Source organism: Nocardiopsis sp. NPDC007018 (genome assembly GCF_040635075.1).
Lineage (GTDB): Bacteria > Actinomycetota > Actinomycetes > Streptosporangiales > Streptosporangiaceae > Nocardiopsis.
Genome location: NZ_JBEYHA010000059.1, coordinates 1 through 26560 on the forward strand (window position 1 = coordinate 1; position 26560 = coordinate 26560).

General features: G+C 71.2%; 21 protein-coding genes, 1 tRNA gene and 1 pseudogene. 16 read left to right on the forward strand and 7 right to left on the reverse strand.

All coding sequences use genetic code 11. The features are described from left to right. A pseudogene (locus ABZ635_RS23370) lies at window positions 1-91 on the reverse strand (cytochrome d ubiquinol oxidase subunit II); the annotation flags it as partial. A 60-nt stretch (window positions 92-151) separates the two neighbouring features. Here ABZ635_RS23370 and trpB point away from each other — a divergent pair. The 7 genes from trpB to ABZ635_RS23405 all read left to right on the forward strand — a co-directional run bounded on the left by trpB (window position 152) and on the right by ABZ635_RS23405 (window position 7839). Then, the gene (trpB, locus tag ABZ635_RS23375; RefSeq protein WP_357768888.1) at window positions 152-1369 is read left to right on the forward strand and encodes a tryptophan synthase subunit beta; all 1218 of its coding nucleotides are present in this window, start codon (window positions 152-154) and stop codon (window positions 1367-1369) included. Further along, window positions 1366-2175 (forward strand): tryptophan synthase subunit alpha, encoded by an 810-nt coding sequence (gene trpA / locus ABZ635_RS23380; protein ID WP_357768890.1) that lies wholly within the window; start codon window positions 1366-1368, stop codon window positions 2173-2175. Before trpB ends, trpA begins: the two co-directional genes overlap by 4 nt. A gap of 366 nt (window positions 2176-2541) precedes the next feature. Beyond that, window positions 2542-3051 (forward strand): MauE/DoxX family redox-associated membrane protein, encoded by a 510-nt coding sequence (locus tag ABZ635_RS23385; protein ID WP_357768892.1) that lies wholly within the window; start codon window positions 2542-2544, stop codon window positions 3049-3051. Between the two features lie 83 nt (window positions 3052-3134). After that, on the forward strand, window positions 3135-4127 hold the full coding sequence (locus ABZ635_RS23390) for a thioredoxin domain-containing protein (RefSeq protein ID WP_357768894.1): 993 nt from the start codon (window positions 3135-3137) through the stop codon (window positions 4125-4127). A gap of 45 nt (window positions 4128-4172) precedes the next feature. Continuing rightward, entirely contained in the window at window positions 4173-5285 is a 1113-nt protein-coding gene (lgt, locus tag ABZ635_RS23395) for a prolipoprotein diacylglyceryl transferase (RefSeq protein ID WP_357768896.1), read from the forward strand. A gap of 106 nt (window positions 5286-5391) precedes the next feature. Then, window positions 5392-6585, forward strand: a complete 1194-nt coding sequence (locus tag ABZ635_RS23400; RefSeq protein ID WP_357768898.1) for a hypothetical protein — start codon at window positions 5392-5394, stop codon at window positions 6583-6585. Window positions 6586-6783: 198 nt separating this feature from the next. Then, window positions 6784-7839 (forward strand): hypothetical protein, encoded by a 1056-nt coding sequence (locus ABZ635_RS23405; protein WP_357768900.1) that lies wholly within the window; start codon window positions 6784-6786, stop codon window positions 7837-7839. An 88-nt stretch (window positions 7840-7927) separates the two neighbouring features. Here the strand turns inward: ABZ635_RS23405 and ABZ635_RS23410 are convergent, their stop codons facing one another. Next, entirely contained in the window at window positions 7928-9628 is a 1701-nt protein-coding gene (locus ABZ635_RS23410) for a bis-aminopropyl spermidine synthase family protein (protein WP_357768902.1), read from the reverse strand. 524 nt (window positions 9629-10152) lie between these two features. On the opposite strand from ABZ635_RS23410, the gene gltB reads away from it, so the two are divergent. The 4 genes from gltB (at window position 10153) to ABZ635_RS23430 (ending at window position 17599) form a co-directional block, all read left to right on the forward strand. After that, window positions 10153-14709, forward strand: coding sequence for a glutamate synthase large subunit (gene gltB / locus ABZ635_RS23415; RefSeq protein ID WP_357768904.1), 4557 nt, complete (start codon window positions 10153-10155; stop codon window positions 14707-14709). A gap of 27 nt (window positions 14710-14736) precedes the next feature. Next, window positions 14737-16191 carry a glutamate synthase subunit beta gene (locus ABZ635_RS23420; protein ID WP_357768906.1) on the forward strand — a complete coding sequence of 485 codons (1455 nt, stop codon included), beginning with the start codon at window positions 14737-14739 and terminating at the stop codon, window positions 16189-16191. Window positions 16192-16255: 64 nt separating this feature from the next. Beyond that, entirely contained in the window at window positions 16256-16633 is a 378-nt protein-coding gene (locus tag ABZ635_RS23425; RefSeq protein ID WP_357768908.1) for a DUF2784 domain-containing protein, read from the forward strand. A 72-nt stretch (window positions 16634-16705) separates the two neighbouring features. Next, window positions 16706-17599 (forward strand): prenyltransferase, encoded by an 894-nt coding sequence (locus ABZ635_RS23430; RefSeq protein WP_357768931.1) that lies wholly within the window; start codon window positions 16706-16708, stop codon window positions 17597-17599. Window positions 17600-17680: 81 nt separating this feature from the next. Here the strand turns inward: ABZ635_RS23430 and ABZ635_RS23435 are convergent, their stop codons facing one another. Continuing rightward, a complete protein-coding gene (locus ABZ635_RS23435) occupies window positions 17681-18388 on the reverse strand; it encodes a maleylpyruvate isomerase N-terminal domain-containing protein (RefSeq protein ID WP_357768933.1) in 708 nt (235 codons plus the stop codon). A gap of 164 nt (window positions 18389-18552) precedes the next feature. Between ABZ635_RS23435 and pyk the strand changes: the two genes are divergently transcribed. Continuing rightward, entirely contained in the window at window positions 18553-19986 is a 1434-nt protein-coding gene (pyk, locus tag ABZ635_RS23440; RefSeq protein ID WP_357768910.1) for a pyruvate kinase, read from the forward strand. A gap of 203 nt (window positions 19987-20189) precedes the next feature. On the opposite strand, the gene ABZ635_RS23445 is transcribed toward pyk, so the two are convergent. Together ABZ635_RS23445 and bla are read right to left on the reverse strand one after the other, a co-directional pair. Continuing rightward, on the reverse strand, window positions 20190-21161 hold the full coding sequence (locus ABZ635_RS23445; protein ID WP_357768912.1) for a DUF1266 domain-containing protein: 972 nt from the start codon (window positions 21159-21161) through the stop codon (window positions 20190-20192). 257 nt (window positions 21162-21418) lie between these two features. Then, on the reverse strand, window positions 21419-22342 hold the full coding sequence (gene bla, locus ABZ635_RS23450) for a class A beta-lactamase (RefSeq protein WP_357768914.1): 924 nt from the start codon (window positions 22340-22342) through the stop codon (window positions 21419-21421). Between the two features lie 136 nt (window positions 22343-22478). Here bla and ABZ635_RS23455 point away from each other — a divergent pair, with 136 nt between their 5' ends. From ABZ635_RS23455 to ABZ635_RS23465, 3 genes are all read left to right on the forward strand, one after another. Continuing rightward, the gene (locus ABZ635_RS23455; RefSeq protein ID WP_357768916.1) at window positions 22479-23345 is read left to right on the forward strand and encodes a LysR family transcriptional regulator; all 867 of its coding nucleotides are present in this window, start codon (window positions 22479-22481) and stop codon (window positions 23343-23345) included. After that, window positions 23342-24229 carry a serine hydrolase gene (locus ABZ635_RS23460; protein WP_357768917.1) on the forward strand — a complete coding sequence of 296 codons (888 nt, stop codon included), beginning with the start codon at window positions 23342-23344 and terminating at the stop codon, window positions 24227-24229. Before ABZ635_RS23455 ends, ABZ635_RS23460 begins: the two co-directional genes overlap by 4 nt. 63 nt (window positions 24230-24292) lie before the next feature. Further along, window positions 24293-24739, forward strand: coding sequence for a VOC family protein (locus tag ABZ635_RS23465; RefSeq protein WP_357768919.1), 447 nt, complete (start codon window positions 24293-24295; stop codon window positions 24737-24739). Window positions 24740-24779: 40 nt separating this feature from the next. On the opposite strand, the gene ABZ635_RS23470 is transcribed toward ABZ635_RS23465, so the two are convergent. Further along, window positions 24780-25571, reverse strand: a complete 792-nt coding sequence (locus ABZ635_RS23470; RefSeq protein ID WP_357768921.1) for a helix-turn-helix transcriptional regulator — start codon at window positions 25569-25571, stop codon at window positions 24780-24782. An 87-nt stretch (window positions 25572-25658) separates the two neighbouring features. After that, window positions 25659-25742 (reverse strand) — tRNA-Leu (locus tag ABZ635_RS23475). A gap of 146 nt (window positions 25743-25888) precedes the next feature. Between ABZ635_RS23475 and ABZ635_RS23480 the strand changes: the two genes are divergently transcribed. Further along, complete coding sequence (locus ABZ635_RS23480; RefSeq protein ID WP_357768935.1) at window positions 25889-26458, forward strand: response regulator; 570 nt, start codon at window positions 25889-25891, stop codon at window positions 26456-26458. Window positions 26459-26560 lie beyond the last annotated feature (102 nt).

The window sequence follows — 26560 nt, forward strand, 5'->3', positions numbered from 1 at the left end:
GCCACACCTCGTTGGCGTCCCAGACCGGGCCGATGGAGTTGATGGCGACGCGCCGGTCGACGGAGTTGCGCCTGCCCATGAAGGGCAGCAGGGTGGTCAGGAGCCCCGGGCGGACCCGCGCGCTCGGCCTCCTCTTACCAGGAGACTTCCCATGAGCCACGCCCAACCGGTGCCCGACGACCGCGGGCACTACGGCCGCTTCGGCGGCCGGTTCGCCCCCGAAGCCCTCATCGCGGCCCTCGACGAGGTCGAGGCCGAATGGGCCAAGGCCAAGGACGACCCCGCCTTCCACACCGAGTTCGACGAACTCCTCAAGAGCTACGCGGGGCGTCCCAGCCTCCTCACCGAGGCACGCAACCTCTCCGAGCACGCGGGCGGCGCGCGCGTCCTCCTCAAGCGCGAGGACCTCAACCACACCGGCTCGCACAAGATCAACAACGTGCTGGGCCAGGCGCTGCTCACCAAACGCATGGGCAAGACCCGTGTGATCGCCGAGACCGGAGCGGGCCAGCACGGTGTGGCCACCGCCACCGCCTGCGCCCTCATGGGCCTGGACTGCGTCATCTACATGGGGGAGGAGGACACCAGGAGGCAGGCCCTCAACGTCGCCCGCATGCGCATGCTCGGGGCCGAGGTCGTCCCGGTCACCATCGGCAGCCGCACCCTCAAGGACGCCATCAACGAGACCTTCCGCGACTGGGTGGCCAACGTCGACCACACCCACTACCTGTTCGGCACGGCGGCGGGTCCGCACCCCTTCCCCAAGCTCGTCCGCGACCTGCACTTCACCGTGGGCGCCGAGGCACGCCAGCAGGTCCTCGACCTCACCGGGCGGCTCCCCGACGCCGTCGCGGCGTGTGTCGGCGGCGGCTCCAACGCCATCGCGGTCTTCGCCGCCTTCATCCCCGACGAGAGCGTCGCCCTGTACGGGTTCGAGGCCGGGGGAGAGGGGGCCGAGACGGGGCGGACCGCGGCCTCCATCACCGCGGGCAGCCCCGGTGTCTTCCACGGAGCCCGCACCTTCGTGCTCCAGGACGAGTACGGGCAGACCCTGCCCAGCCACTCCATCTCCGCAGGGCTCGACTACCCGGCCGTCGGCCCCGAGCACGCCCACCTGGCGGACACCGGCCGCGCGACCTACGAGCCCGTCACCGACACCGAGGCCATGGACGCCTTCCGGCTGCTGTGCCGCACGGAGGGCATCATCCCGGCGATCGAGAGCGCCCACGCCCTGGCGGGCGCGCTCCGGCTCGGCAGGAGGCTCGGACCGGACGCCGTCATCCTGGTGAACCTCTCCGGGCGCGGCGACAAGGACGTCCACACCGCGGCCACCTACTTCGGCCTCGTCGACTCGGAGGGACAGGCATGACGACCACGCTCCAGACCAAGCTCGCCCAGACCCGGGAGGCCGGGCGGGCCGCGCTCGTCGGCTACCTGCCCGCCGGGTTCCCCGACGTGGAGTCCTCGATCCGGGTGGTCCAGGCCATGGTCGAGGGCGGGTGCGACGTCATCGAGGTCGGGCTGCCCTACTCCGACCCCATGATGGACGGCCCCACCATCCAGCGCGCCGCCGACCGCGCCCTGGCCTCGGGCACCACCACCGACGACGTGTTCCGCGTCGTGGAGGCCACCGCCGCGACCGGCGCCGCCGCTCTGGTCATGTCGTACTGGAACCCGATCGAGCGCTACGGGGTCGAGCGCTTCGCCACCGGCCTCGCCGGGGCGGGCGGGGCCGGGGTCATCACCCCCGACCTCATCCCGGAGGAGGCCGAGGAGTGGTTCGCCGCCTCCGACAAGGCCGGGCTCGACCGGATCTTCCTCGTCGCCCCCTCCTCCACGGACCGGCGCCTGGAGCTCACCACCGGCGCGTGCAGCGGGTTCGTGTACGCGGCCTCGCTGATGGGCGTGACCGGTACCCGGACCCAGGTCGCCGACACCGCGGAGACCCTGGTGCGCCGTACCCGCGGGGTCACCCGGGAATCCGGCCTGCCGATCTGTGTGGGTCTGGGCATCTCGACGGCCGCGCAGGCCGCCGAGGTCGCCGCCTACGCCGACGGCGTCATCGTCGGCGCCGGTTTCTGCCAGCGGGTGCTCGACGCACCGGACCTGGAGACCGGACTCATCGCGGTCCGCTCCTTCGCCGAGGAACTCGCCGCCGGGGTCCGCTCCCGCTAACCGCCCCCACGGCCGCCCCCACGGCCGCACCAACGACCCCGGTGTGGGTCGCGCCGGACCGGCGCGACCCACACCGGGGTCTCGCGTCCACCGTCCCGAACGGCAGGTCCAGCCGCGGGTTAAGAGGGTGAGAATCGGGTGAGAGGGCCCCGCGAATCCTCTCGAAGCGGCCACCCCACCACGCCACGGGTGGTGTGATGACGGTGCGCCGGACGCGCGGCCCCCGGTCGCGCGCCCGCGATCACCGCCCTGTGCCACTGACTCGCTACACACAGTAGGCTTTGAGTTCGACACGAAGAGCGACATCGCGCGCACCCAGCGCCATGGACGCGGACGAACCGACCCCCACTCCCGAAGGCCTCACAGATGACGGACACCCACGACGACGCCCCCGCCACCCAGCCCGCCGGCCGCTGGGAGACCGTCCAACCCTGGCTCACCCTCGCCTGCCGGATCGGGCTCGCCGCCGTCCTCATCACCGCGGCCGTCACCAAGTTCCCCCCGGCCCTGTCCGTCCAGGCGGTGGAGGCCTACGACCTCTTCCCCACCGAGGTCGCCTGGTTCATCGGACACGTCCTCCCCCTCTTCGAGCTCGCGCTCGCCGCGCTCCTCCTCGCGGGCCTGGCCTCCCGGCAGGTCGGTGCCGTGAGCGCCCTGCTCATGGTCGTCTTCATCGCCGGGATCGTCTCCGCCATGGCCCGCGGACTCAACATCGACTGCGGCTGCTTCGGCGGCGGCGGACAGGTCGACCCGGGCGAGACCACCTACGGGCTCTCCATCGCACGCGACGTCGCCTTCGCGGCCATGGGCGCCTTCATCGCGCTCTGGCCGCGGTCCCCCTTCGCCCTCGACCGCGCCCTCGGGCTCTTCCGCTAGGGCCACCACGGCGGCGGGGCCCACGCCCCGGAACCCCCGAGTGACGGTCGACCATCCCAGAAAGCCAGAAACAGAGGAACACCATGGGGAGTGAAGCGCGCAAGCGCTCCCGCGAGAAGCTCAGGGAACAGCGGGAGAAGGAGAAGCGGGCGGCCAAACGCAGGCGGACCCTCATCGTCGTCGGCGCCGCCGCGGCCGTCGTCCTGCTCGTCGTCGGCATCGGCTACGCCGTCATGACCTCCGACCGCAGCGAGGGCTACGACGGCCCGCTGGCCGAGCAGACCCTCCAGGACGACGGCAGCGTCATCATGGCCGAACCCGACACCACCGCCCCGGTGGTCGAGGTCTACGCCGACTACCAGTGCCCCGCCTGCCGCCAGTTCGAGCACTTCAGCGGCGACGTCCTCAAGGAACAGGCGGCCTCCGGCGCCGCCATCGTGCACTACCGGCCGGTCAGCATCTTCGCCCAGCAGCCCGTCCCGATCAGCTCGAACTCCCTGCGGGCCGGGGCCGCCGCCCGCGCCGCCGCCGACTACGGCGTGTTCGTCGAGTACAACGACACCCTCTTCGAGAACCAGCCCACCGAGACCAAGGACGGCTTCACCGTCGACGAGCTCAAGCAGTGGTTCCGCGACACCGGCGCCTCCGACGAGGACGCCCGGGCGTTCGACGACCGCGTCGAGGGCGAGGCGGAGATCGTCAAGGAGTTCACCGAGGACTACCTGCCCGCACTCACCGCGGACGCCGTCGACCAGATCGGCCAGGAGAACATCGGGACCATGGTCCTGTCCGACCTCATCAGCTGGGGAGCCGGCAACGGACACGACCCCTCCTTCCTGGACGGTACCTACACGGGCGAGATCATCGAGGCCACGGGGAAGGCCTACACTCGCTACAGCGGAGCCAACGAGTTCCGCGCCACGCCTTCCGTCTACATCAACGGCGAGTTGCTCGACGGCAACACCGCCATGACCGCCAGGGGCCTTTCCGACGCGATCGCCGACGCGGGCGACGGCAAGGTCAGCACCAGGCCCAAGGATGTCGACGGCGGGGGTGACGCGGAGGAGAACCCCTGATCACCACCCCGCACGCGGGGCGAACCCGAGAGCAGAGCAGTGACATTGTCGTCGACAGCTTCCGAGGGCGCGGCCGGGCTCGGCCGCGCCCTCGCGGCCATTCCCAGCCCCGAGATCAACGCGATCCCCATCGGGCCGTTCCAGATCCACTTCTACGCCCTGTGCATCCTGGCCGGGGTCGTCGTGGCGGTCTACTGGAGCGAGCGCCGCTGGAAGTCCATGGGCGGCGAGGCCGGGACGATCATGGACATGGCCGTGTGGGCCGTCATCCTGGGTCTGGTCGGCGGCCGCCTCTACCACGTGATCAGTGACGCCCACCTGTACTTCGGCCCGGACCGTGAGGCGATCCGGGCCCTGTACGTGTGGGAGGGCGGCCTCGGCATCTGGGGCGCGATCCCGCTGGGCGCCGTGGGCGTGTGGCTGGTCGCCCGCAAGCGCGGGCTCTCCATGACGAAGCTCTCCTTCGCGATCGCCCCCACCATCCCGCTCGCCCAGGCCATCGGCCGCTGGGGCAACTACTTCAACCAGGAACTCTTCGGCCGCCCCACGGACCTGCCCTGGGCCCTGGAGATCTACCCCACCCCCGAGGGCCACATGCGTGCCGGGATGGAGGTCGGCGTCACCACCTACCACCCGACCTTCCTGTACGAGTCCCTGTGGTGCCTGCTCCTCGCGGTCCTGCTGGCCTACCTCGGCCGCCGCTTCGAGTCCTCCCTCCAGGGCGGACGCCTCTTCGCCGTGTACGTCATGGGCTACTGCGCGGGCCGCTTCTGGATCGAGTACCTGCGCGTCGACCCGGCCAACGACTTCTTCGGTATGCGCCTGAACAACTGGACCTCCATCGTGGTCCTCCTCGGCGCCCTCGCCTACTTCGTCTGGGCGGGCCGCCGCATCGACTCCTTCTCCACCGCCGTCGTCCCCCACGGTCAGGACGCCGGGACCCAGGTGTTCGGGGACACGTCCACCGGGGAGAAGGCGGACGAGGGCACCGTGTACAGCGCCGTCGACGGCGACGACTCGGTGTTCGACCAGGCCACGGGGGCATCCGAGGAGGCCGGGACGGAATACCACCCGAGTCCTGAGCGATCTAGTAGCGAGGGCACGGCTGAGGACGGCGCCGACGGCGCGGGGGGCGACTCCGGGTCGAAGCCCGAGTAGAGCGGGACCATTCCGAAAACCGGTGCTCCCGGCCCGTGGCCGTGAACACCGTACGACGAAGCCCGCACCAGTCGAGCAGACCACGGGTTGACGATTGAGAAAGACCGTGAGCAGAGCCGAGTCCGGTCACGGACGCAGACGTCGGCGCGGCGGGTCCCGCCGCGCCGACAGCGCCCGCACCGAAGAGCACGTCGACGACTACGGCCCCGAGGACGGGTACGAGGAGCAGTACGACCCGGAGGAGGACTTCTCCGAGGAGTACGGCCACACCCGGGCCCGTTCGGACGCCGAGCACGACGACTACGACGACGACCCGGACACCGGGTACGACGACGACCACGAGGACGGGGAGGCGCCGGAGCAGGAGGCCGGAGCCGCCGCTGGCCGCAAGGGCCGACGCAGGGACAAGAAGGACAGGAAGGACAAGAAGGGTGTGGGGCGCGTCTCCGCGTTCTCCGCGTCCGCGATCAAGAAGGTGTCGGTCCTGGGCGACCGGCCCAACCAGATCGTCTACACCCTGGCCGAGCAGAGCAAGCGCAAGCGCGGCACCGCCGTGCTCGGCGTGCTCCTGGGAGCCTTCAGCATCGCCCTGGTCGCGCTCCTGGGCCTGCTGACCTACCAGCTCGTCACCGGCACCGGCGGCAATACCGACCGGGGCGAGGACACCATCGTCGCGCCGCCCGAGGGGCACAGCACCATCACACCGGAGCTGTACCTGTTCGAGCCGGACCGGCCGGAGGTGTTCGGTTCCATCGAGAACCGTCCCGGCGACGTCGAACCGATGACGGACGAGTCCGTCTTCGGGTCGGTCGAGGAACTCGACATGGCCGGGATGAAGCTCAACCTCCAGGAGTCCGAGGTCACCGACTCCTGCACCTCCCTGGTGTGGGGCGAGCAGCTCGGTCAGAGCCTCCTGGACGCCAACTGCCTGAACGCCGCCTCGGGCGTGTACACCGACTCCAAGGACAAGTACGTCGCCCAGGTGACCCTGTTCGACCTCTCCGACAGCGACGGCGCCAGCGAGGTGGCCGCCGCCATGGACCCGACCAACGCGGAGACCGGGGCGGGCTTCCTGCTCTCCCGCGAGCTCGACGGCGTCGAAGGACTCCAGGAGGGGTACAGCCAGGCCACCACCCAGGTGATGGGCCACTACCTGGCCGTCTACTGGGTCGCGCGCACCGACGGTTCGCCGCCCGGGGACGACTCCGGGCTCGCCACCGCGAGCGTGGTCTCCCAGAGCGCCTTCGCCTTCGTCTACGACGAGGTCGTCGCGCACAAGCCCGAGGACGAGGGGGAGTAGGAAGCGGGTCTGTCCGGCCCCGTCGGGCACCCCGATAGGATCGCGGACAGATCGACCCGCCCGCCGGGGTGTGTTCCGCCGAAAAGTGGGAACAGGGCCCCGGGGTCGACACCAGGCGGGACGCGTTCCCCGCCGTCCCCGAGCGCACGCGGGCCGGTCACCACGTGACCGGCCCGCATCCACGGAAAGGTCCTTTGGGTGTCCCCTTCTGAACCGTCGACGCCTGGCAGGCCGGGCCGTCGGAGGAGAAACAGCGAGCCCGCAGAGCTCCCAGCCCCGGCGGAACAGAGCCGCTCCGAGAACCGCGAGGGCGGGCGCCGCAAGGGCGGAGGCCGACGCAAGAAGGGTTCCCGCCGCTTCGGCGGGATGCTGACCGTCCTGATCGGCGCCCTGGTCGTCGCGCTCATCGCGCTGGGAACGGTGCTGTACCTGCAGTTCTCCGGCGACGACGGCGGGGAACAGGCGGCCCGCGAGACGCGTCCGGCCCTGTACAAGGTCCAGGACTCCCAGGACAGCAACATGAACACCGTGCTCTCCTCCCGCGAGAGCGACACCCGCCCGCTCAACGCCGGCGAACTGTTCGAGCGCCACAACTCCGAGATCTCCGGGCAGAGCCTGGACTTCACCCTGCGCGACTCGGAGCTGGTCGAGGACTGCTCGGCGGCGGTCTGGGGCGACCAGGTGAAACAGGCGCTGGCCGACGCCGACTGCACGCAGGCCGGGCGCGCCACCTACCTCTCCGATGGCGACGTCTTCGGCGTGGTCGCGGTGTTCAACCTCGCCGACATCGAGGGCAGCCGCGCCGTGGCCGAGGCGCTCGAACTGCCCGAGACCGAGGAGGGCGAGGAGCCGGTCGACCCCGGGTTCGTGCTCTCCCCGTCCGGTGAGGAGCCCTTCGACCGCCTCGGCGCGGGCTACAGCGCCGCCGACGCCATCATCACGGGCCACTACCTGGTCGTGGTGTGGGTGCAGCCCGGCGACTCCGAGTCGGTCGAGGAGCGGGTCAGCCTGGTCACCCCGCTGGTGACCCTGGCCAACTTCCGCAATCCGTTCTTCCGCAGGATCGGCGAGCTCGGCGGCGGTGAGACCACTCCCGGTACCGAGGAGGGCGCCACTACCGAGGAGGGCGCCGGTACCGACGGCACCGGCACCGAGGGCGTGCCCGGCGCGGGTGAGGGCGCCGGGACGGAGACGACCCCGGAACAGCCTTCGGCCGAGGGCACCGGCGAGGTTCCGACGGTCCCCGGCACATAGCGGACCGACCCCGGCACACGCGGGCGGGGCCCGGTGGGAACGACCTCCCACCGGGCCCCGCCCGTGTCCTGGCCTCCCGCCCCACCGGTCAGCCGGATTCCGCCTCCTGGGACCGCCCCACCCTGGCGACCAGGCCCGCGGCCACCTCCCGGAGCTCGGCGAAACGGTGTTCGGGCAGGTCCAACAGGCTGTGCCCGGCCACCCAGCGCGGCGCCTCGGCGACCGCGAGTCGGGCCGTGCGCTTGTTGGTGGGCCGCCCCAGGCGGGCGAAGGCCTCCACCAGGCCCGTACGCAGCGTCGTCGTCAGCGTCCCGTGCGCGCGCGCCCGCACGTGCGCCAGCACGCGGTCGACGGCCTCCTCCGGCTCCGGGGCCCGAGCGCACCGGACCGCCGTCAGGTCGGCGGCGCCCACACCCCGCAGGAACCGGACGCGAAGACCCGGCTCCACCAGGGCCCGGAAGGCCCGCTGACCCGCCTCGTCCCGCACCCAGCGCGAGGAGGAGGGCACCAGCACGAAGGTGTCGTCGGCGGTGGACGCCAGCGCGGCGCGGGGCGCCAGCCGCTCCCACCCCGACGTGAGGTTGACCACGGCCGTCGCGCCCGCGCCGGTGGGGGAGTCCATCCAGGTGGACAGGCGCACACGGGCTTCCCCGGGCGTCTCCCGGGGCCAGTCGCCGACCAGGGCGGGCCCGCTCCCGGCCAGCTCGGTGACCCGGTCCACCACGGCGGCGGCCCGCTCCGTGTCGAGCCCGCCCCGCGCCTCCTTGGCGTTGACCCCCTGGCTGTACACGCGGGAGGCGTCTGCGGCGGGGGAGGTCGGCGTACGCGCGAGCGGCCGCAGCACGTACAGGTCGCTGGCCGCGCCGATCGACTCCGCGCCCAGGTAGCGGTTGAAGTCCGGCCACACCGCCTCGAGCAGCAGCCCCGAGCGCACCATGCGGGACTGGGTCGCGGCCGCGAGCTTGGGCGTGGTCTCGCTGGCCCCGTAGGCCACCAGCACCCGGCCCCGCCTCGGGTCGGCCAGCCCCTCCACCCCGCGCCGCACGAACAGGTCCACACCGTCCGGGGTGTAGGGCGGGTCGGTGAAGACCAGGTCGGCGCACTCCCGCAGCGACGCGGGCAGACCCAGCCGCAGGTCGGCTGCGTGCGTGCGCACCGGCAGCCCCAGCCGCCCGGCCACCGCGTCGATGTGGGCCAGCACACGCTCGTCCAGGTCCACCACGACCACGCGGGCTCGCGGCTGCACCAGGGTCAGGGCCAGGGACGTCAGGTCGTGGTCACCCACGCACAACAGCGTCCGTTCGCGCAGGTCGAACCGGGTGTCCAGGAACAGGGCCCGGCGCAGGGCGGTCTCCGGTGCCGCCGTGACGTGGTCCAGGTCCAGGTCGGAGGCGGGCCCCTCGGCCACCGCCCGAGCCAACTCGGCGGCGGCCCGGCCGTGCCCGGCGAGCAGGTGCTCCACCGGGTCGGCCAGAGCGGGCGCCGCCGCTCCCGCGTAGAGGTCGGGGCGCGCCAGGCGGTAACGCTCGCCGCCGGGTTCGCGCTCCACCTCGCCCGCCTCACCCAGGGACCTCAACAGCGGAGCCACCACGGCGTGCGCCACACCACTGGCGCGCACGAGGTCGTTGGCCCCCCACCACCGCCCGTCGCGGAGGAGCGCCAGGACCGTCCGGGGACGCGGAGCGTCGGGCCCGTGCGCGCGAAGGAGGTCCTCCGCCGCCTCGGGAAGGGGGGCGGGGGCGTCGAGCCGTGGTTCGACCGGTTCGGAAGAAGTCGGGTGTCCTGCCATTGTGTGATCCTCCCATGTCGCGGACCCGGCGACGGCGCCGCCGCCGGGCCCGCGGACATCGGCCGCGAAGGTGAGTCGGATGTCACCCTCACGCACGTCGCGTCCGCTCTTGGGCGGCGGGACGACCCGGGGGTAACCTGGGACTTCGCTGTCCGGGGCCGCCCGCGCGCCCGGTGAAGAACCGGCCAAGCTCCGGTGCTTCGTCACCTATGGGAGGTTTAGCGGGTTTCCCTCGTGGAACAACCCGCAAGGCCGGAACCGGGGGCGACCCCGGAGGGCTCCGGTCCGGACCGGCGATTCGCACCGGGACCGGACCAGCCTGTATAAGAGATAGCCCGCCCGGAACGGGGCCGCCCGCGTCACCGGCGACACGAGGAAGTGCACGCCGCACGGTGACACCGACCGGCACCACGCCCCACGGGTGAACCGCCCCCGGCGGACACAACAGCATCACGCTCGCAGCAGGGCCAACGTCGTCCCGAATGCGCTTTTCACGAAGCCGACGAGAGACGACTGGAGGGCCCATGTCCACTGGACACGCGCGGCGTTCGTCCGACCGAACGCACACCGGCACCACGCCCCGGGGCCTGTACGACCCCGCCTTCGAGCACGACGCCTGCGGAGTCGGGTTCGTGGCCGACCTCAACGGACGCCAGAGCCACGACATCGTCAGCAAGGCCCTGACCGTCCTGCGCAACCTCGACCACCGGGGCGCCTCCGGCGCCGACCCCGACGACGGCGACGGCGCGGGCATCCTCACCCAGATCCCGCACGCGCTCTACACCGAGGTCTGCGACTTCCCGCTCCCCGAAGCGGGCGCCTACGCCACCGGCATCGGCTTCCTCCCCTCCGACGCGGCCGAGCGCGCCGCCGCCATGCGCACCATCGAGGCCATCGTCGAGGACGAGGACCTCACCCTCCTGGGCTGGCGCGAGGTGCCCTTCGAGCCCCAGTACAGCGGCCCCGCCGCCCGCGAGGCCATGCCCTCCTTCGTGCAGCTCTTCGTCACCGGCACGCCCGGCACCGCCACCGAGGGCCGCACCGGCATCGACCTCGAACGCCACGCGTACTGCGTCCGCAAGCGCGCCGAACACGAGGCCGACGTCTACTTCCCCAGCCTGTCCCCGCGCACCATCGCCTACAAGGGCATGCTCACCACCCCGCAGCTGGAGCCGTTCTTCCCGGACCTGTCCGACCGGCGCTACGAGTCCGGCCTGGCCCTGGTGCACTCCCGGTTCTCCACCAACACCTTCCCGTCCTGGCCACTCGCCCACCCGTTCCGCTACGTGGCGCACAACGGCGAGATCAACACGGTCAAGGGCAACCGGAACATGATGCGGTCGCGCGAGGCCAAGCTCGCCACCGACCTCATCCCCGGCGACCTCGCCCGCGTCTTCCCGATCGTCGACCCCGACGACTCCGACACCGCGTCCTTCGACGACGCCCTCGAACTGCTCCACCTGGGCGGCCGCTCCCTGCCGCACGCCGTCCTGATGATGATCCCGGAGCCGTGGGAGAACCACACCGAGATGGACCCGGCCGTCCGGGCCTTCTACGAGTACCACTCCACCCTCATGGAGCCCTGGGACGGCCCCGCCTCGGTGTCCTTCACCGACGGCACCGTCGTCGGCTCCGTCCTGGACCGCAACGGCCTGCGCCCCGGCCGGTACTGGGTCACCGAGGACGGCCTCGTCGTCCTCGCCTCCGAAGCGGGGGTCCTCGACATCGACCCCGCCTCGGTCGTGCGCAAGGGACGCCTCCAGCCCGGCCGCATCTTCGTCGTCGACACCGCCCGGGGGCGGATCATCGAGGACGAGGAGATCAAGGCCGAACTCGCCGCCGAACACCCCTACCAGGAGTGGATCGACTCCGGCGTCCTGCGCCTGGCCGACCTCCCCGCCGCCGAGCCCGCCCCGGTCACCGAACTCCACCTCGCCCAGCAGGTGTTCGGCTACACCGAGGAGGAACTGAGGATCATCCTCACCCCGATGGCCCGCACCGGCGCCGAACCCATCGGCTCCATGGGCACCGACACGCCCGTCGCGGCGCTCTCCGCCCGCTCGCGCCAGCTCTTCGACTACTTCTCGCAGAACTTCGCGCAGGTCACCAACCCGCCGCTGGACGCCATCCGCGAGGAGATGGTCACCAGCCTGTCCACCCTCCTGGGTGCCGAGGGCAACCTCCTCCAGGCGACCCCCGGCGGCAACCAGCGCCTCGTCCTGCCCACCCCGGTCGTCGACCAGGACCAGCTCGCCGCCATCGTCGCGGCGGGCGACGACAACCCCGCACTGCGCGCCTTCACCGTCGACGGCACCTACCCCGTCGACGGCGGCGGAGCGGCCCTCTCCACCCGACTGGACGAGATCAACACCGAGGTCACCCGCGCCATCGCCGACGGCGCCCACATCCTCGTGCTCAGCGACCGCCGCGCCGACGCCGCGCGTGCCCCGATCCCGTCGCTGCTGCTCACCGGCTCCGTCCACCACCACCTGGTCCGCGAGAAGACCCGCACCGAGGTCGGCCTCCTCGTCGAGGCCGCCGACGTCCGCGAATGCCACCACGTGGCCCTCCTCGTCGGCTACGGCGCCTCCGCCGTCAACCCGTACCTGGCCCTGGCCACCGTCCGGGACCTCGTCGAACGCGGCACCCTCGGCGGCGTCGACGCCGACACCGCCGTCGCCAACACCGTCAAGGCGTTCGGCAAGGGCGTCCTCAAGGTCATGTCGAAGATCGGCGTCTCCACCGTCAGCTCCTACACCGGAGCCCAGATCTTCGAGGCCCTCGGACTGGGCCAGGAGGTCGTCGACCGCTGCTTCACCGGAACCACCTCCCGCCTGGGCGGCGTCGGCTTCGACGTCCTCGCCGAGGAGGTCGCCCTGCGCCACCGCCGCGCCCACACCGCCAACCCCAACGCCCACCGGCGCCTGGAGGTCGGCGGCGAGTACCAGTGGCGGCGCGAGGGCGAACCCCACCTCTTCGACCCCGAGACCGTCTTCCGGCTCCAGCACTCCACCCGCGCGCGCAAGTACGAGATCTTCAAGGAGTACACGAACCGGGTCGACGACCAGTCCACCCGGCTCATGACCCTGCGCGGGCTGTTCCGCCTCAAGGAGGGCGTGCGCGAGCCCGTCCCCGTCGACGAGGTCGAGCCCGTCTCCGAGATCGTCAGGAGGTTCTCCACCGGAGCCATGTCCTACGGGTCCATCTCCGCGGAGGCCCACGAGACCCTCGCCATCGCCATGAACCGCCTCGGCGGCAAGTCCAACACCGGAGAGGGCGGCGAGGACCCGGCCCGCTTCACCCCCGACGCCAACGGAGACCTGCGCCGCAGCGCCATCAAGCAGGTCGCCTCCGGCCGCTTCGGCGTGACCTCGCACTACCTCAGCAACGCCGACGACATCCAGATCAAGATGGCCCAGGGCGCCAAGCCCGGCGAGGGCGGCCAGCTGCCCGGCCACAAGGTCTACCCGTGGGTCGCCGAGACCCGCCACTCCACGCCCGGAGTCGGCCTCATCTCACCGCCGCCCCACCACGACATCTACTCCATCGAGGACCTCGCCCAGCTCATCCACGACCTCAAGAACGCGAACCCGTCCGCCCGGGTCCACGTCAAGCTGGTCTCCGAGGCGGGCGTGGGCACCGTCGCCACCGGCGTGTCCAAGGCCCACGCGGACGTCGTCCTCATCTCCGGCCACGACGGCGGCACCGGAGCCTCGCCGCTGACCTCCCTCAAGCACGCGGGCACGCCCTGGGAGCTCGGCCTCGCCGAGACCCAGCAGACCCTGCTGCTCAACGGCCTGAGGGACCGCATCGTGGTGCAGGCCGACGGTCAGATGAAGACCGGCCGCGACGTCGTCATCGCCGCACTGCTCGGCGCGGAGGAGTTCGGCTTCGCCACCGCGCCCCTCGTCGTGTCGGGCTGCGTCATGATGCGCGTGTGCCACCTCGACACCTGCCCCGTGGGCGTGGCCACCCAGAACCCCGTCCTGCGGGAGCGGTTCTCCGGCAGGGCCGAGTACGTCGTGACCTTCTTCGAGTACATCGCCCAGGAGGTCCGCGAGTACCTGGCCCAGCTCGGCTTCCGCAGCCTCGACGAGGCCATCGGCTCCGTCGACCTGCTCGACACCACCGAAGCGGTCGACCACTGGAAGGCCCAGGGCCTGGACCTGTCCCCGATCCTGCACGAGGTCGAACCCGTCGCCGGAGACCACCGCGCCCACCGGCGCGCCCAGGACCACGGCCTGGAGAAGGCCCTGGACAACACCCTGATCCAGCTCAGCGAGGGTGCGCTCGACTTCGGCCGCCCCGTCCGCCTCGAGCTCCCCGTCCGCAACGTCAACCGCACCGTGGGCACCATGCTCGGACACGAGGTCACCAAGCGCCACGGGGCCGAGGGCCTGCCCGCCGACACCATCGACGTCACCTTCACCGGGTCCGCGGGACAGTCCTTCGGCGCCTTCGTGCCCAGCGGCGTCACCCTGCGGCTGTTCGGGGACGCCAACGACTACGTCGGCAAGGGGCTCTCCGGCGGCCGCGTCGTCGTCCGCCCCGCCGCCGCCTCCACCCTGGCCGCCGAGGAACACATCATCGCCGGAAACGTCATCGGCTACGGCGCCACCTCCGGAGAGATCCTCCTCCGGGGCGTGGTCGGCGAACGCTTCTGCGTCCGCAACTCCGGCGCCCTCGCGGTCGTCGAGGGCATCGGCGACCACGGCTGCGAGTACATGACCGGGGGCCGCGCCGTCGTCCTCGGCCGCACCGGGCGCAACTTCGCCGCGGGCATGTCCGGCGGCACCGCCTACGTCCTCGACCTCGACCCAGGACGCGTCAACACCGAGATGGTCGAGATCGAGGACCTCACCGACGAGGACCGCGACTTCCTCACCGACGTCCTCACCCGCCACCACGCCGAGACCGGGTCCACGGTCGCCGAACGCCTCCTGGCCCAGGGCGCCGACGGCCTCGGCCGCATCGCCAAGGTCATGCCGCGCGACTACAAGCGGGTCCTGCTCGCCCGCGCCGAGGCCGAGCGCGAGGGGCGCGACGTCAACGAGGCCGTCATGGCCTCCGCGCAGTCCTGAAGTCAGCACACGAGAGGAGGAGGAACCATGGCTGACCCCAAGGGTTTCCTGAAGATCACCGAGCGCGAGCTCCCCCGCCACCGCCCCGTCGACGTCCGCATCCAGGACTGGCGCGAGGTCCACGAGGACCTCGACCGGGGCACCGTCACCAAGCAGGCCTCACGCTGCATGGACTGCGGTATCCCGTTCTGCCACAACGGGTGCCCCCTCGGGAACCTCATCCCCGAGTGGAACCACCTCGTGTACACCCACGACTGGGCCGAGGCCGTCGAACGGCTCCACGCCACCAACAACTTCCCCGAGTTCACCGGCCGCCTGTGCCCCGCGCCCTGCGAGTCCGCCTGCGTGCTCGGCATCGACCAGCCCGCCGTCACCATCAAGAACGTCGAGGTCAACATCATCGACCGCGCGTGGGAGGAGGGCTGGGTCAGGCCCCTGCCCCCCACCCACCGCACCGGCAGGAGCGTCGGCGTCGTCGGCTCCGGCCCCGCCGGCCTCGCCGCCGCGCAGCAGCTCACCCGCGCCGGACACGACGTCACCGTCTACGAACGCGCCGACCGCGTGGGCGGCCTGCTCCGCTACGGCATCCCCGAGTTCAAGATGGAGAAGCGGCACATCGACCGCCGCCTCGCCCAGATGAGCGCCGAGGGCACCGTCTTCCGCACCGGCGTCAACGTCGGCGTCGACGTCACCGTCGAGCGGCTCAGGGCCGACCACGACGCCGTCGTCCTCACCGGCGGTGCCACCCGCTGGCGCGACCTGCCCGCCACCGGCCGCGAACTCAACGGCATCCACCAGGCCATGGAGTACCTGCCCCTGGCCAACCGGGTCCAGGAGGGCGACCTCGACCGCGCACCCATCCACGCCGAGGGCAAGCACGTCGTCGTCATCGGCGGCGGCGACACCGGGGCCGACTGCGTCGGCACCGCACACCGGCAGGGGGCCGCCTCGGTCACCCAGCTGGAGATCATGCCCAAGCCGCCCGCCTCACGCCCCGACCACCAGCCCTGGCCCACCATGCCGATGCTGTACAAGGTCACCAGCGCCCACGAGGAGGGCGGCAGGAGGATCTACTCCGTCAACACGCTGGAGTTCCTCGACGACGGGCAGGGCAACGTGCGCGCCCTGAAGCTGGTCGACGTCAAGCGGGGCCCGGACGGCTTCGCTCCGGTCGAGGGCACCGAGCGGGAGATCCCCGCCGACCTGGTCACCCTCGCCATGGGCTTCGTCGGGCCCGAGAAGGAGGGCCTGCTCGACCAGCTCGGCGTCGAACTCGACGGGCGCGGCAACGTCGTCCGCGACGACCAGTACCGCACCACCGTCGACGGCGTCTTCTGCGCCGGGGACATGGGCCGGGGCCAGTCACTCATCGTCTGGGCCATCGCCGAGGGACGCTCCGCGGCCGCCGGGGTGGACCGCTACCTCTCCGAGGACACCGTCCTGCCGGTGGCCATCCCGCCCACCGAGCGCCCGCTCGTCTGACCCGGAACATCCCCAACCCCCCGTGGCCCCGCCACGGGGGGTTCGTCGCGCCTACCATCGACCCATGGTGTACCGCGTCATCGGAGAAGGGTCCATGGTCCTCCACCTGGCCTTCCTCGTCTACGTCGCGCTCGGCGGCTTCCTGGCCTGGCGCAGGCCCCGCGCGATCTGGCCCCACCTGGCCTGCGCCCTGTACGGACTCGGCATCACCGTCATCGGCTGGACCTGCCCCCTCACCCACGTGGAGGACTGGGGGAGACGCAACGCCGGACAGGCAGGGCTCCCGCCCGAGGGCTTCATCGCCCACTACCTCACCGGGGTCGTCTACCCCGCCGAACACCTGATCACCATCCAGCTCCTCGTGGCCCTGAGCGTCGCCCTCTCCTGGGCCGGAACCCTTTACCTGTACCGCCAACGCAAGCGCGCCGAGAACACCGCGTAAAGATCGCGAATGGATCAAGGCGGTGCTGTTCTCCTGACCCCGGCCCAGTCGTACCGTCGAATCATGACCGTTGTGACCTGGGATTCGTACCGCGCAGCAGAACACTTCACCATGCGCAGCGCCCGGCTCGTCGACCGGCACCGCTTCGCCTACCTCTTCCAGGGCGGCCCCGCCGAACCCGTCCGCGCCACCCTCTCCGCCTACCGCAACCTCGACGGCGGCTACGGGAACGGACTCGACCCCGACCTGAGGGGCCACGGCAGCCAGCCCGCCGCCACCGAGATCGCCCTGCGCTACCTGGACGAACTCGGACCCCTTCCCGACTCCCTGGGCGTCGGCGTCTGCCGATACCTGAGCTCCGTCAGCAACGAGGACGGCGGGCTGCCCCTGGCACTGCCCAGCGCCCGCTACACCGAGGCCGCCCCCTGGTTCCGCCACAACGACGACTTCGGCAGCCGACTCGACATCACCGCGATGATCGCCGGACTCCTGCACAAGAACAACGTCACCCACCCGTGGCGGGACCGCGCCACCGCCTACTGCTGGAAGCGGATCGACACCCTCAAGTGGACCGACCCCCACGAGGCCATCGGTATCTGCTGCTTCCTCCAGCACGTCCCCGACCGCGCCCGCGCCGTCGTCGCGATGAACCACCTCTCCCACATGATCCGCGCCGTCATCGACGTGCACCCGCGCTCCACCGGGCACGTCCACACGCCGCTCGACCTGGCCTCCCACCCGCACCACATCGCCCGCCCGCTCTTCACGGACGAGGAACTCGAACGCAACCTCACCGCGTTCGAGGACCAGCAGCGCCCCGACGGGGGATGGGACGCCTGCTGGGACGAGTGGGACACCGTCGCCACCCTCGAACGCGAGGGCATGCGCACCATCCAGCGGCTGCGCGTCCTGCGGGCCTACGGACACGTCCAGCCCGACCTGCCCAGCCCCCGCCGACCCGACTGAGGTCCCGCACCGGACGGCACCGCCCCGGGGCGGTGCCGGGGCGGCGGACGCGGGTCGGCCCCACCGCCGCCCGGCAGCGGGTCAGCCCAGGGCGAGGAAGCGGACCCCCGCCGCCTCCAGCGCCGCCCGGTCCACCGGGGAGTCCGATCGCCCGGTCACCGCGCGCACCGCCGCCGAGGCACCCCCGGGCCCGGCCAGGTCCGGCAGCACCCGCCGCAGCTCGCGCGGGTCCACCGCACCGAACACCACCCCGTGGACCACCTCCACGGCGGCACCCGCCGTCCACGGCTCCCGGCCCAGCGCGTCCGCCAGGTCCCACCCGTGCAGCACCGTCTCCACCACCCGCGTCACCAGGAAGTCCGTCAACAGCATCGGGTCGCCGTGCCGCGTCACGATCCGCCGGTCCGCCGACTCGTCCGCCAGACGCCGCCCGAGGGCCCGCCACGACTCCCGCAGCACCCGTCCCGGCTCCGCCGCGTCCTCACGCCGCGCCGCCCGCTCCACCGCCCCCTCCACCCGGGCCGCGTTCACCTCCGGGGAGAACCGCACCTCCGGCACGTAGTACCCCGCGGCCGACACGAGGGGCTCCGACACGCTCGGTGCCTCCCCCTCCAGCGCCACCATCACCTGGTGCAACGAACCCACCGTGTGCACCGCCAACGCGGCCACATCCCACGGGACACACCGTGTGGGCAACACCACCTCCGTCTCGGAGAGTCCCAGCAGGACCTCCTCCAGCGCCGACACCTCCGCCGCCAGAGCGGACTCCACCGCGAACCGATCGAACACCGGCACACCCCTTCCCTCGGACACGAACACGGCCCCCGGGACCGCGCCCTCATCCAACACCGCTCACGCAGGGTGACCGAATTCGCCCCGACTCCACCTCAGATACGTGTATTCGCAACCTGGTTTAGACCACTCCATCCCCCGGACGCTCTAAAGTGATAGACGTGACACGTCGAGCAAAAATCGTTGCGACCCTTGGCCCCGCCACATCGAGCCCGGAGACACTCCGGCGCCTCGTCGACGCGGGCCTCGACGTCGCCCGTCTCAACCTCAGCCACGGAACCCACGACGACCACCGCGCCAGCCTCGCCAACCTCAGGCAGGCCGCGGCGGACGCCAACCGAGCGGTGGGGGTCCTCGCCGACCTCCAAGGTCCCAAGATCCGTGTGGGAACCTTCCCCGACGGCCCCGTCGAACTCGCCGCCGGAGACGAGTTCACCATCACCATCGAGGACGTGCCCGGTGACGCCCAGCGCGTCTCCACCACCTACAAGGGCCTCCCCGGCGACGTCCGCCCGGGTGACCGCGTCCTCATCGACGACGGCCGCGTCGTGCTGGAGTGCACCAAGACCACCAGCACCGAGGTCCACACCCGCGTCGTCTTCGGCGGCACCGTCTCCAACCACAAGGGACTCAACCTCCCCGGAGTCGCCGTCAGCGTGCCCGCCCTCACCGACAAGGACGAGGCAGACCTCCGCTGGGCCCTGGCCCAGGGCGTCGACATGGTCGCCCTCTCCTTCGTCCGCAGCCCCGCGGACGCCGAGGAGTGCCACCGCATCATGGACGAGGAGGGCGTCACCGTCCCCCTCATCGCCAAGATCGAGAAGCCCCAGGCGGTCGAGCGCCTCCAGGACATCATCGAGGTCTTCGACGGCGTGATGGTCGCCCGAGGCGACCTCGGCGTCGAACTGCCCCTGGAGAACGTCCCGATGGTGCAAAAGCGCGCCGTCGAACGCTGCCGCGACAAGGCCAAGCCGGTCATCGTCGCCACGCAGATGCTCGAGTCCATGATCAGCGCGCCCCGGCCCACCCGGGCCGAGGCCTCCGACGTCGCCAACGCGGTCCTCGACGGCGCCGACGCCGTCATGCTCTCCGGCGAGACCAGCGTGGGCCAGTACCCCATCGAGACGGTCGAGACCATGGCGCGCATCGTCAGCGCCGCCGAGCAGGAGTCCCTGCGCGCCTCGCACATCCTCAACCGGGTGCCGGAGACCACCGGCGGCGCCATCGCCCGCGCGGCGGCCGAGATCGGCGCCACCGTCGGCGCCAAGGCCCTGGTCGCCTTCACCATGTCCGGTGAGACCGCCCGGCGCCTGGCCCGCTACCGCTCACCCATCCCGCTCCTGGCCTTCACCACCGAGGCCGACACCCGGGGCCGTCTCTCCCTCACCTGGGGAACCGAGAGCAACCTCGTCCCCTGGGTCGACAACACCGACGACATGGTCCGCCAGGTGGAGAGCGAACTGCTCCAGCTCGGCGACTACCACAAGGGTGACAAGGTCGTCATCGTCGCCGGAAGCCCGCCCGGAACCACCGGTTCCACCAACTCCCTGCGCGTCCACCGACTCGGCGACGCCGTCGCCCTCGGCAACGGCTGAGCGACGCGTGAACGGGCGCCCCGAGCGGGCGCCGACCGACGGGCCGCATCAGGTCCGGCCCGGGGGAAGGCGTACTGAGCCGCGCCGACCTCTCCGGGCCGACCGGTGCGGCCGAAGTCGTGTCCGGGGCCGTAGACCGGGGGAGTGGCGCACCGGAAAGGGGTCGCGCGGGGGAGCGGTCGAACCGCCGGAAGTCCGGGGGCCTACTCCTGGGTGGTGGAGACCCCGCCCTCGAACGTCACCCGGTCCAGCGGCATGTCCCACGGCAGCAGGTTCCACGGGCTGCGCGGGTCCTCGTCCAACAGGCCCAGCGCCACCCACACGCGGTCGGCGTCCGGCCGGTCGTCCTCCACCGGGTCGTCGTCCACACCCTTGTCGGGCCACAGCAGGTACCCGGCGTGGAAGGCCGTGGACAGCTGTCCCCACGACGAGTACCGCCGTTGGAGGTCGGAGGCCACCCGCCGCAACAGCGTCTGCGTCTCCACCGGGCTCAGCCAGTCCAGCGTCGCCCCACCGCACGCCAACCGGATGACGTGCACCGACTTCCACCACTGGTAGGCGCCGATGATCACCGTCTCGTCACCCTCGTCCACGCCCGTGACCGCGCGCAGCCGGGCCACCTGCTCCGGGGTCAGCTCCACCGTCTCGCCGGTGTCCAGGCCGCCCTGGTCCAGGGGGAGGCGGGAACGGGCCGTACCCGTACGCAGGTCCACCGCGAGGTCCAGGCTCGGGCCCTGGTGCAACCCGGCCCAGAGGGTGTCCACGGCCGCCAGCAACGACTCGCGGTCCACCACCGACCACTGGCGTTCGAGCATCCGCCGGTAGCGGCGGCGCAGGCTCGGCCGCGCCACCACGTCCCAGGGCTCGGCCAGCGCGACCCGGAAGGGGGCGGCCGCCGCGGCCGCCCACCGCTGCGTGCTCAACGGGGCGTCGGGGTCCTTGGTTCGGATCGCGGGCGACTCGCGCGAACCCACCACCAGTTCGGCGAAGGAGCCCGCGCCCAGGGCCGCCAGGGGCAGGAACGACCAGCCGGGCAGGTCCACCGCGACGAGCAGGACCACCAGCAGCGCCACCGGGGTCCACAACCACGGCTGCCGCCGCCGGGAACCCCAGGCCACCACGACCCAGGCCCCGATCACCAGCGCGCCGATCACCCCGGCCACCGCGGTCAACAACCGTCGCCCCTCTCTCGCTGCGAGCCCGATCCGACCGGGCTTTCCGACATCAAGGATCAGGGACGGGTCGGCTTTCCGGCGACCGAACCCACGGGTTGTGCTCAGGTTGTGGCCGTGATGTGACCGGTTCGGCCCGCTTGCGGCTACATAAAGTGACAAAGGGCCTCTTTGGGGGCGAATGGGTTGGGTAGTTACAGAGGTTCTGGCCGACCTGCCCCGACCCGGCCAGAACCCCCGCGACACCCGCCGGACCGCCCCTACCCCAGGGCCTCCACGACCACCTCGGCCGCCTCGGCGACCAACGCGTCGTCGTACTCCGCGTCCTCGACGTCACGGCTCGACAGCACGGCCAGCACGATCGGGTCGCCCTCGCCCCCCTCGGGCCACAGCACCGCGATGTCGTTGCGCGTCCCGTGACCCCCGCCACCGGTCTTGTCGCCCACGACCCAACCGTCCGGCACGCCCGCGCGGATCAGATCATCACCCGTCGTGTTCCGCACCAGCAGGTCCACCAGCACCTCACGACGGTCCTCCGGCACGACCTCGCCCAAGGCGAACGCCTCCAGGCTCCCCGTCAGGGCCCGCGCGGTGCTCGTGTCGCGCTCGTCACCCGGCACCGCCTCGTTGAGTTCCGGCTCCCACCGCACCGGATTGGTCACCTCGTCACCGGTCAGCTCCTCCAACGCCGAACCGAACCCCTCCGGACCGCCGATCTCCTCCAACAACAGGTTCGCCGCCGCGTTGTCGCTGAACCGCACCGTCGCGTCGCACAGCTCCAACAGCGACATCCCCGACTCCAGGTTCTCCTCCACCACCGGCGAGTGCGGCACCAGCACGCTCTCGTCGAAGGTCACCACCCGCTCCATCTCCTCCAACGAGTTCTCCGACAGCACCACCCCCGCCAGCAGCGCCTTGAACGTCGAGGCGAACGCGAACCGCTCATCCTCCCGGAACGCCACCTCATCACCCGACCCCGTGTCCAACGCGTACACACCCAACCGCGCGTCGAACTCCTCCTCCAGGGCCTCGAACTCCGCCGCGAAGTCCACCGTCACCGACGCCGACTCCGCCGAAGCGCCCGCGCCCCCCTCACCCCCGGCCGCGCCACACCCCACCACGGGCACCAGCACCACTGACGCGACGAAACCGCGCCACCACACACCGCGCACAGAAAAGCTCACACAAGCCCCCAAAGGAACACGAATCAGTAGAGGTACGAACCAGAACCGGCCCGCCCCCGCAGTCTCACCAACCACCACCCATGCTGTCCAAGACGCCAATGGCCACTTCCATGCGATTCCGGCATAACCTCAGACCATGGACCTCGTCGGAGCCTGCACCGCCTTCATCCACGTCAGCGACCGAGGCAGCTTCACCCTCGGAGCGGCCGCCGCCCGCATCCCCCAACCCGTCGCCAGCCGCCGCATCGCCGCCCTCGAGAAACACCTCGGCGCCCCCCTCTTCGACCGCACCACCCGACGCGCCACCCTCACCCAGTTCGGCCACACCGTCCTGCCCACCGCACGCCGACTCGTCGACCTCGCCCACACCCTCGAACACGACGCCGCCCAGGCCCGGCGCACACCCCTGCGCCTAGCCGTCCCCACCACCTGCACCACCCACGACCTCGCCCGCCTCACCGCGCGCGCCCGCGCGCACGACCTCCACCTCGACCCCCACCCCGCACCCCCCGCCCAACGCGACGAACTCCTCCACACCCGCCAGGTCCGCACGGCACTCACCGCCGTCCCCCGCGACCAGGCACACTGGACCGTCCCCCTCGGACTCGCCACCCACCACCCGCCCCACGCCCGCACCCACTACCTCGAAACCCTCCGACCCCACCGCTACGACACCGACCCGCCCCGCCGACTCTGGCTCCAACCCGAGGACGACACACCCCACATCCGCGACCCCCTCACCCACACCGGAGACACGCTCGGCCTCCACCCCACCCAGATCGCCCGCGCCGCCGACCTCACCACCGCCACCGCCGAAGTCCTCACCACCCACGACCTCCTCCTCTGCTCACCCCGCCAGGCCGACGACCTCGACCTCCACTGGCGCCCCATCGGAGAGATCCAACCCACCCGCACCTACACCGCCACCGGAGAACAGGCCGAGACACTCCGCACACACCTCCACCCGCACGTCGCCCAATGCCTCGGAGCGCCCACCCCGTGATCACCCAACGACTCCGGACCGAACTCGAACAGGCCGGACTCCAGGCCTCCCTCCTGGTCCGCGACCTCAACACCGGCCACGAGATCGGCATCGACCCCGACACCGAGTTCGCCACCGCCTCACTCGTCAAACTCCCCCTCGCCCTCGCCACCCTCCAACGCCTCCACCAAGGGGAGATCGACGGCGCCGCCCCCGTCCGCGTCCCACCCGACGGCCCCACCACCGGACCCCTCGGGCTCGGCCGCTTCCGCCACCCCGCCACCGTCGCCGTCGACGACCTGCTCTACCTCGCCCTGTGCGTCAGCGACAACGTCGCCGCCGACGCCCTCTTCGAACTCACCCCTCCCGCCCACGTCACCGACATCCTGCGCGCCCACGACCTCCACGGCATCACCGTCCGCCACCGTGTCCGCGACCTCAACCAGACCCCCGCCGAACGCCTCGCCCCCGACGAGACCCACCTCGCCCACACCCTCGCCATCCAGGCCGCCAGTGCCGGGCGCGGCCACCGCATCCCCCAACTCGACGTCACCCGCGCCAACTCCGGATCGGCCCGCGCCCACGTCGACCTCCTCCAAGCCGTCTGGAGGCCCACCACCATCCACCCCGACACCGCCGCCCGCCTGCGCTCGCTCATGGCCGACAACGTCATCCGCCACCGACTCGCCCCCGAGTTCAGCACCGACGCCAGCACCTGGTCCTCCAAGACCGGCAGCGTCCTCAACCACCGCCACGAGGTCGGCGTCGTCGACCACAGGGGCGGCGAGGCCTACGCCATCGCCGCCCTCACCGCCTCCTCCGTCCCCGCCCGCCACCAACCCGCCGCCGAAGCGCTCATCGGACGCGCCGCCCGCGCCCTGCGCGACCATCTGCGCGCCTCCTGAGCCAGACCCGAAACTGACGTGGCGTAGAAGCACGGCTGACCAGCCCGGACGTAGCGTTGACGCATGCTCACACAGATCGCCATCCACTCCGTCACCGTCCTCGACCAGGACGAGGCCCTCGACTTCTACGTCGGTAAACTCGGCTTCCAGGTCGGCGACGACGTCGACATGGGGTTCATGCGCTGGCTCACCATCACCCTGCCCGCCGACCCCGAACGCCACATCCTCCTGGAGGTGCCCTCGGAGGACGAGGACGGCGCCCGGGTCCGCGAACTCCTCACCAAGGGCGCCCTCGGCGTCGCCGCCATCATCAACACCGACGACTGCCGGGCCACCTTCGACACCCTGCGTTCGCGCGGAGTCACGTTCACCGAGGAACCGACCCAGCAGCCCTACGGCATCGACTGCGCCCTGCGCGACCCCTTCGGCAACCACCTCCGCATCACCCAGCCCACACCGATGCAGGAGATCACCGAGGAGGACATCCAGCGCTGGCGCGGCGAGGGGTGAGACGCGTGTCCGGGCCCGCGCCCACCGCGCGCGGGCGCCTTCAGTACTTGGGCCCGACGAACGCGTCCATCCGCGCCACCGCGTCCCGCTGGGACACCGAAACGACATATTTGTCCCGGTAGCGCGGTTCCTGCCTGATCACGTGGATCTTCCACGCGATGTCCAACCGGTCCAGAGCGTCGGTGAACACCCGCACGATGTCCGTCGATGAGTTCGTGAAGTGGTAGCGCGGGTACTCGTAGTGCACCGTCTCCCCGTTCCGTCGCTTCCTGCGTATCCGATTGATCACCCGGCAACCGTCCGAGTGGATGAGGCCGCGTATCAGGGCTTCGGGATGCTGGTTCACGATGGCGGCCTGCCAGGGCTCCAGGGCGATCCGGCGGGAGTGTTTGTAGCCCTTGCCGTGCTGCGGAAAGATGCAGGGCCAGTGCTTGGACGTGGACTTGATCTCCGTGCAGCCTTCCCTCTGCACTTTGAAGACCGACACCGGGTACACACGGGCGAGCGCGGTCTCGCACTCCACCTTGAGCCCCGGCCAGGTGTCGCTGCAGATGATGGAGAGGTAGTGGACCCCCTTGGAGACGGCGCCGATGTAGCCGTCACCCAGGTAGAGGCCGAGCAGGTAGGAGTAGGCGAGGGGGTCCAGGGTGCCCTCGCCGCACTTGGGGCAGTAGGCCGTACGCTCCGCGTCCTTGGCTCGTGTTCGGCGCCTGCCGTTGGCCCAGTGACCAACAGCGCGCTCCGACACCCCACAGGCGCGAGCGACGTACTGGTGACTCCAACCGGAGCGGTGCAGGGCCAGCGCCTTGTCGACGATTTCGCGTGAGTACATACAGTGCATGTTCGCTCACGCTTCGGACACTTTCGCGACGTGCCCCGAACGGCAAAAAAGCCGCCCTGGGGCGGCTTGAGTGCTCTGTGCCGGAAGTGGGACTCGAACCCACACGCCCTTTCGAGCCAAGGTGTTTGAGACCTTTATGTCTGCCTATTCCATCATTCCGGCTGGTTTGTCCGGTTTTCCTGCTCTGTGTCCCCGGAGCGACTCCCGGTCAACGGTGGAGTCACGATTGACGCGGATTGCCGGGGCCAACGGTCAGCATACTAGCGGATCTCGGTAACCTCGTGTACGTGACGAGGACGCAGAGCCGTGTGGTGATCGCGGAAGACGAGGCCCTGATCCGCCTGGATCTCAAGGAGATGCTCGAGGAGGACGGCTATGCCGTCGTCGGGGAGGCGGGCGACGGTGAGGCCGCCATCCGGCTTGCCCAGGAGCTCAAACCCGACCTGGTGATCACCGACATCAAGATGCCGGTGCTCGACGGTCTCTCCGCTGCCGAGCGCATCGCCGCCGAGCGCATCGCGCCGGTCGTGATCCTGACCGCCTTCTCCCAGCGGGAGCTGGTGGAGCGGGCCCGGGAGGCCGGGGCCATGGCCTACCTGGTCAAGCCGTTCAGTAAGTCGGACCTGGTTCCGGCGATCGAGATGGCCACCTCCCGCTACGCCGAGCTGGCGGCGCTGGAAGCCGAGGTCGGCAGCCTCCAGGACCGTCTGGAGACGCGCAAACTGGTGGAGCAGGCCAAGGGGCTGCTCCAGACCCGCCACGGCATGAGCGAGCCCGAGGCCTTCCGTTGGATTCAGAAGAACTCGATGGACCGCCGACTGACCATGCGTAGGGTCGCCGAGACGGTCGTGGAGACCCTCGGGGGACAGTCCGGCTAACGGTCCGATCCCCGGCCGACCGAACTGGGGCCGCGCCCGCAACCGCTCGTCGGTCAGTGCCTCGTCCAGGAGGGCGAGGACGTCGGTCGAGGTGACCGCGCC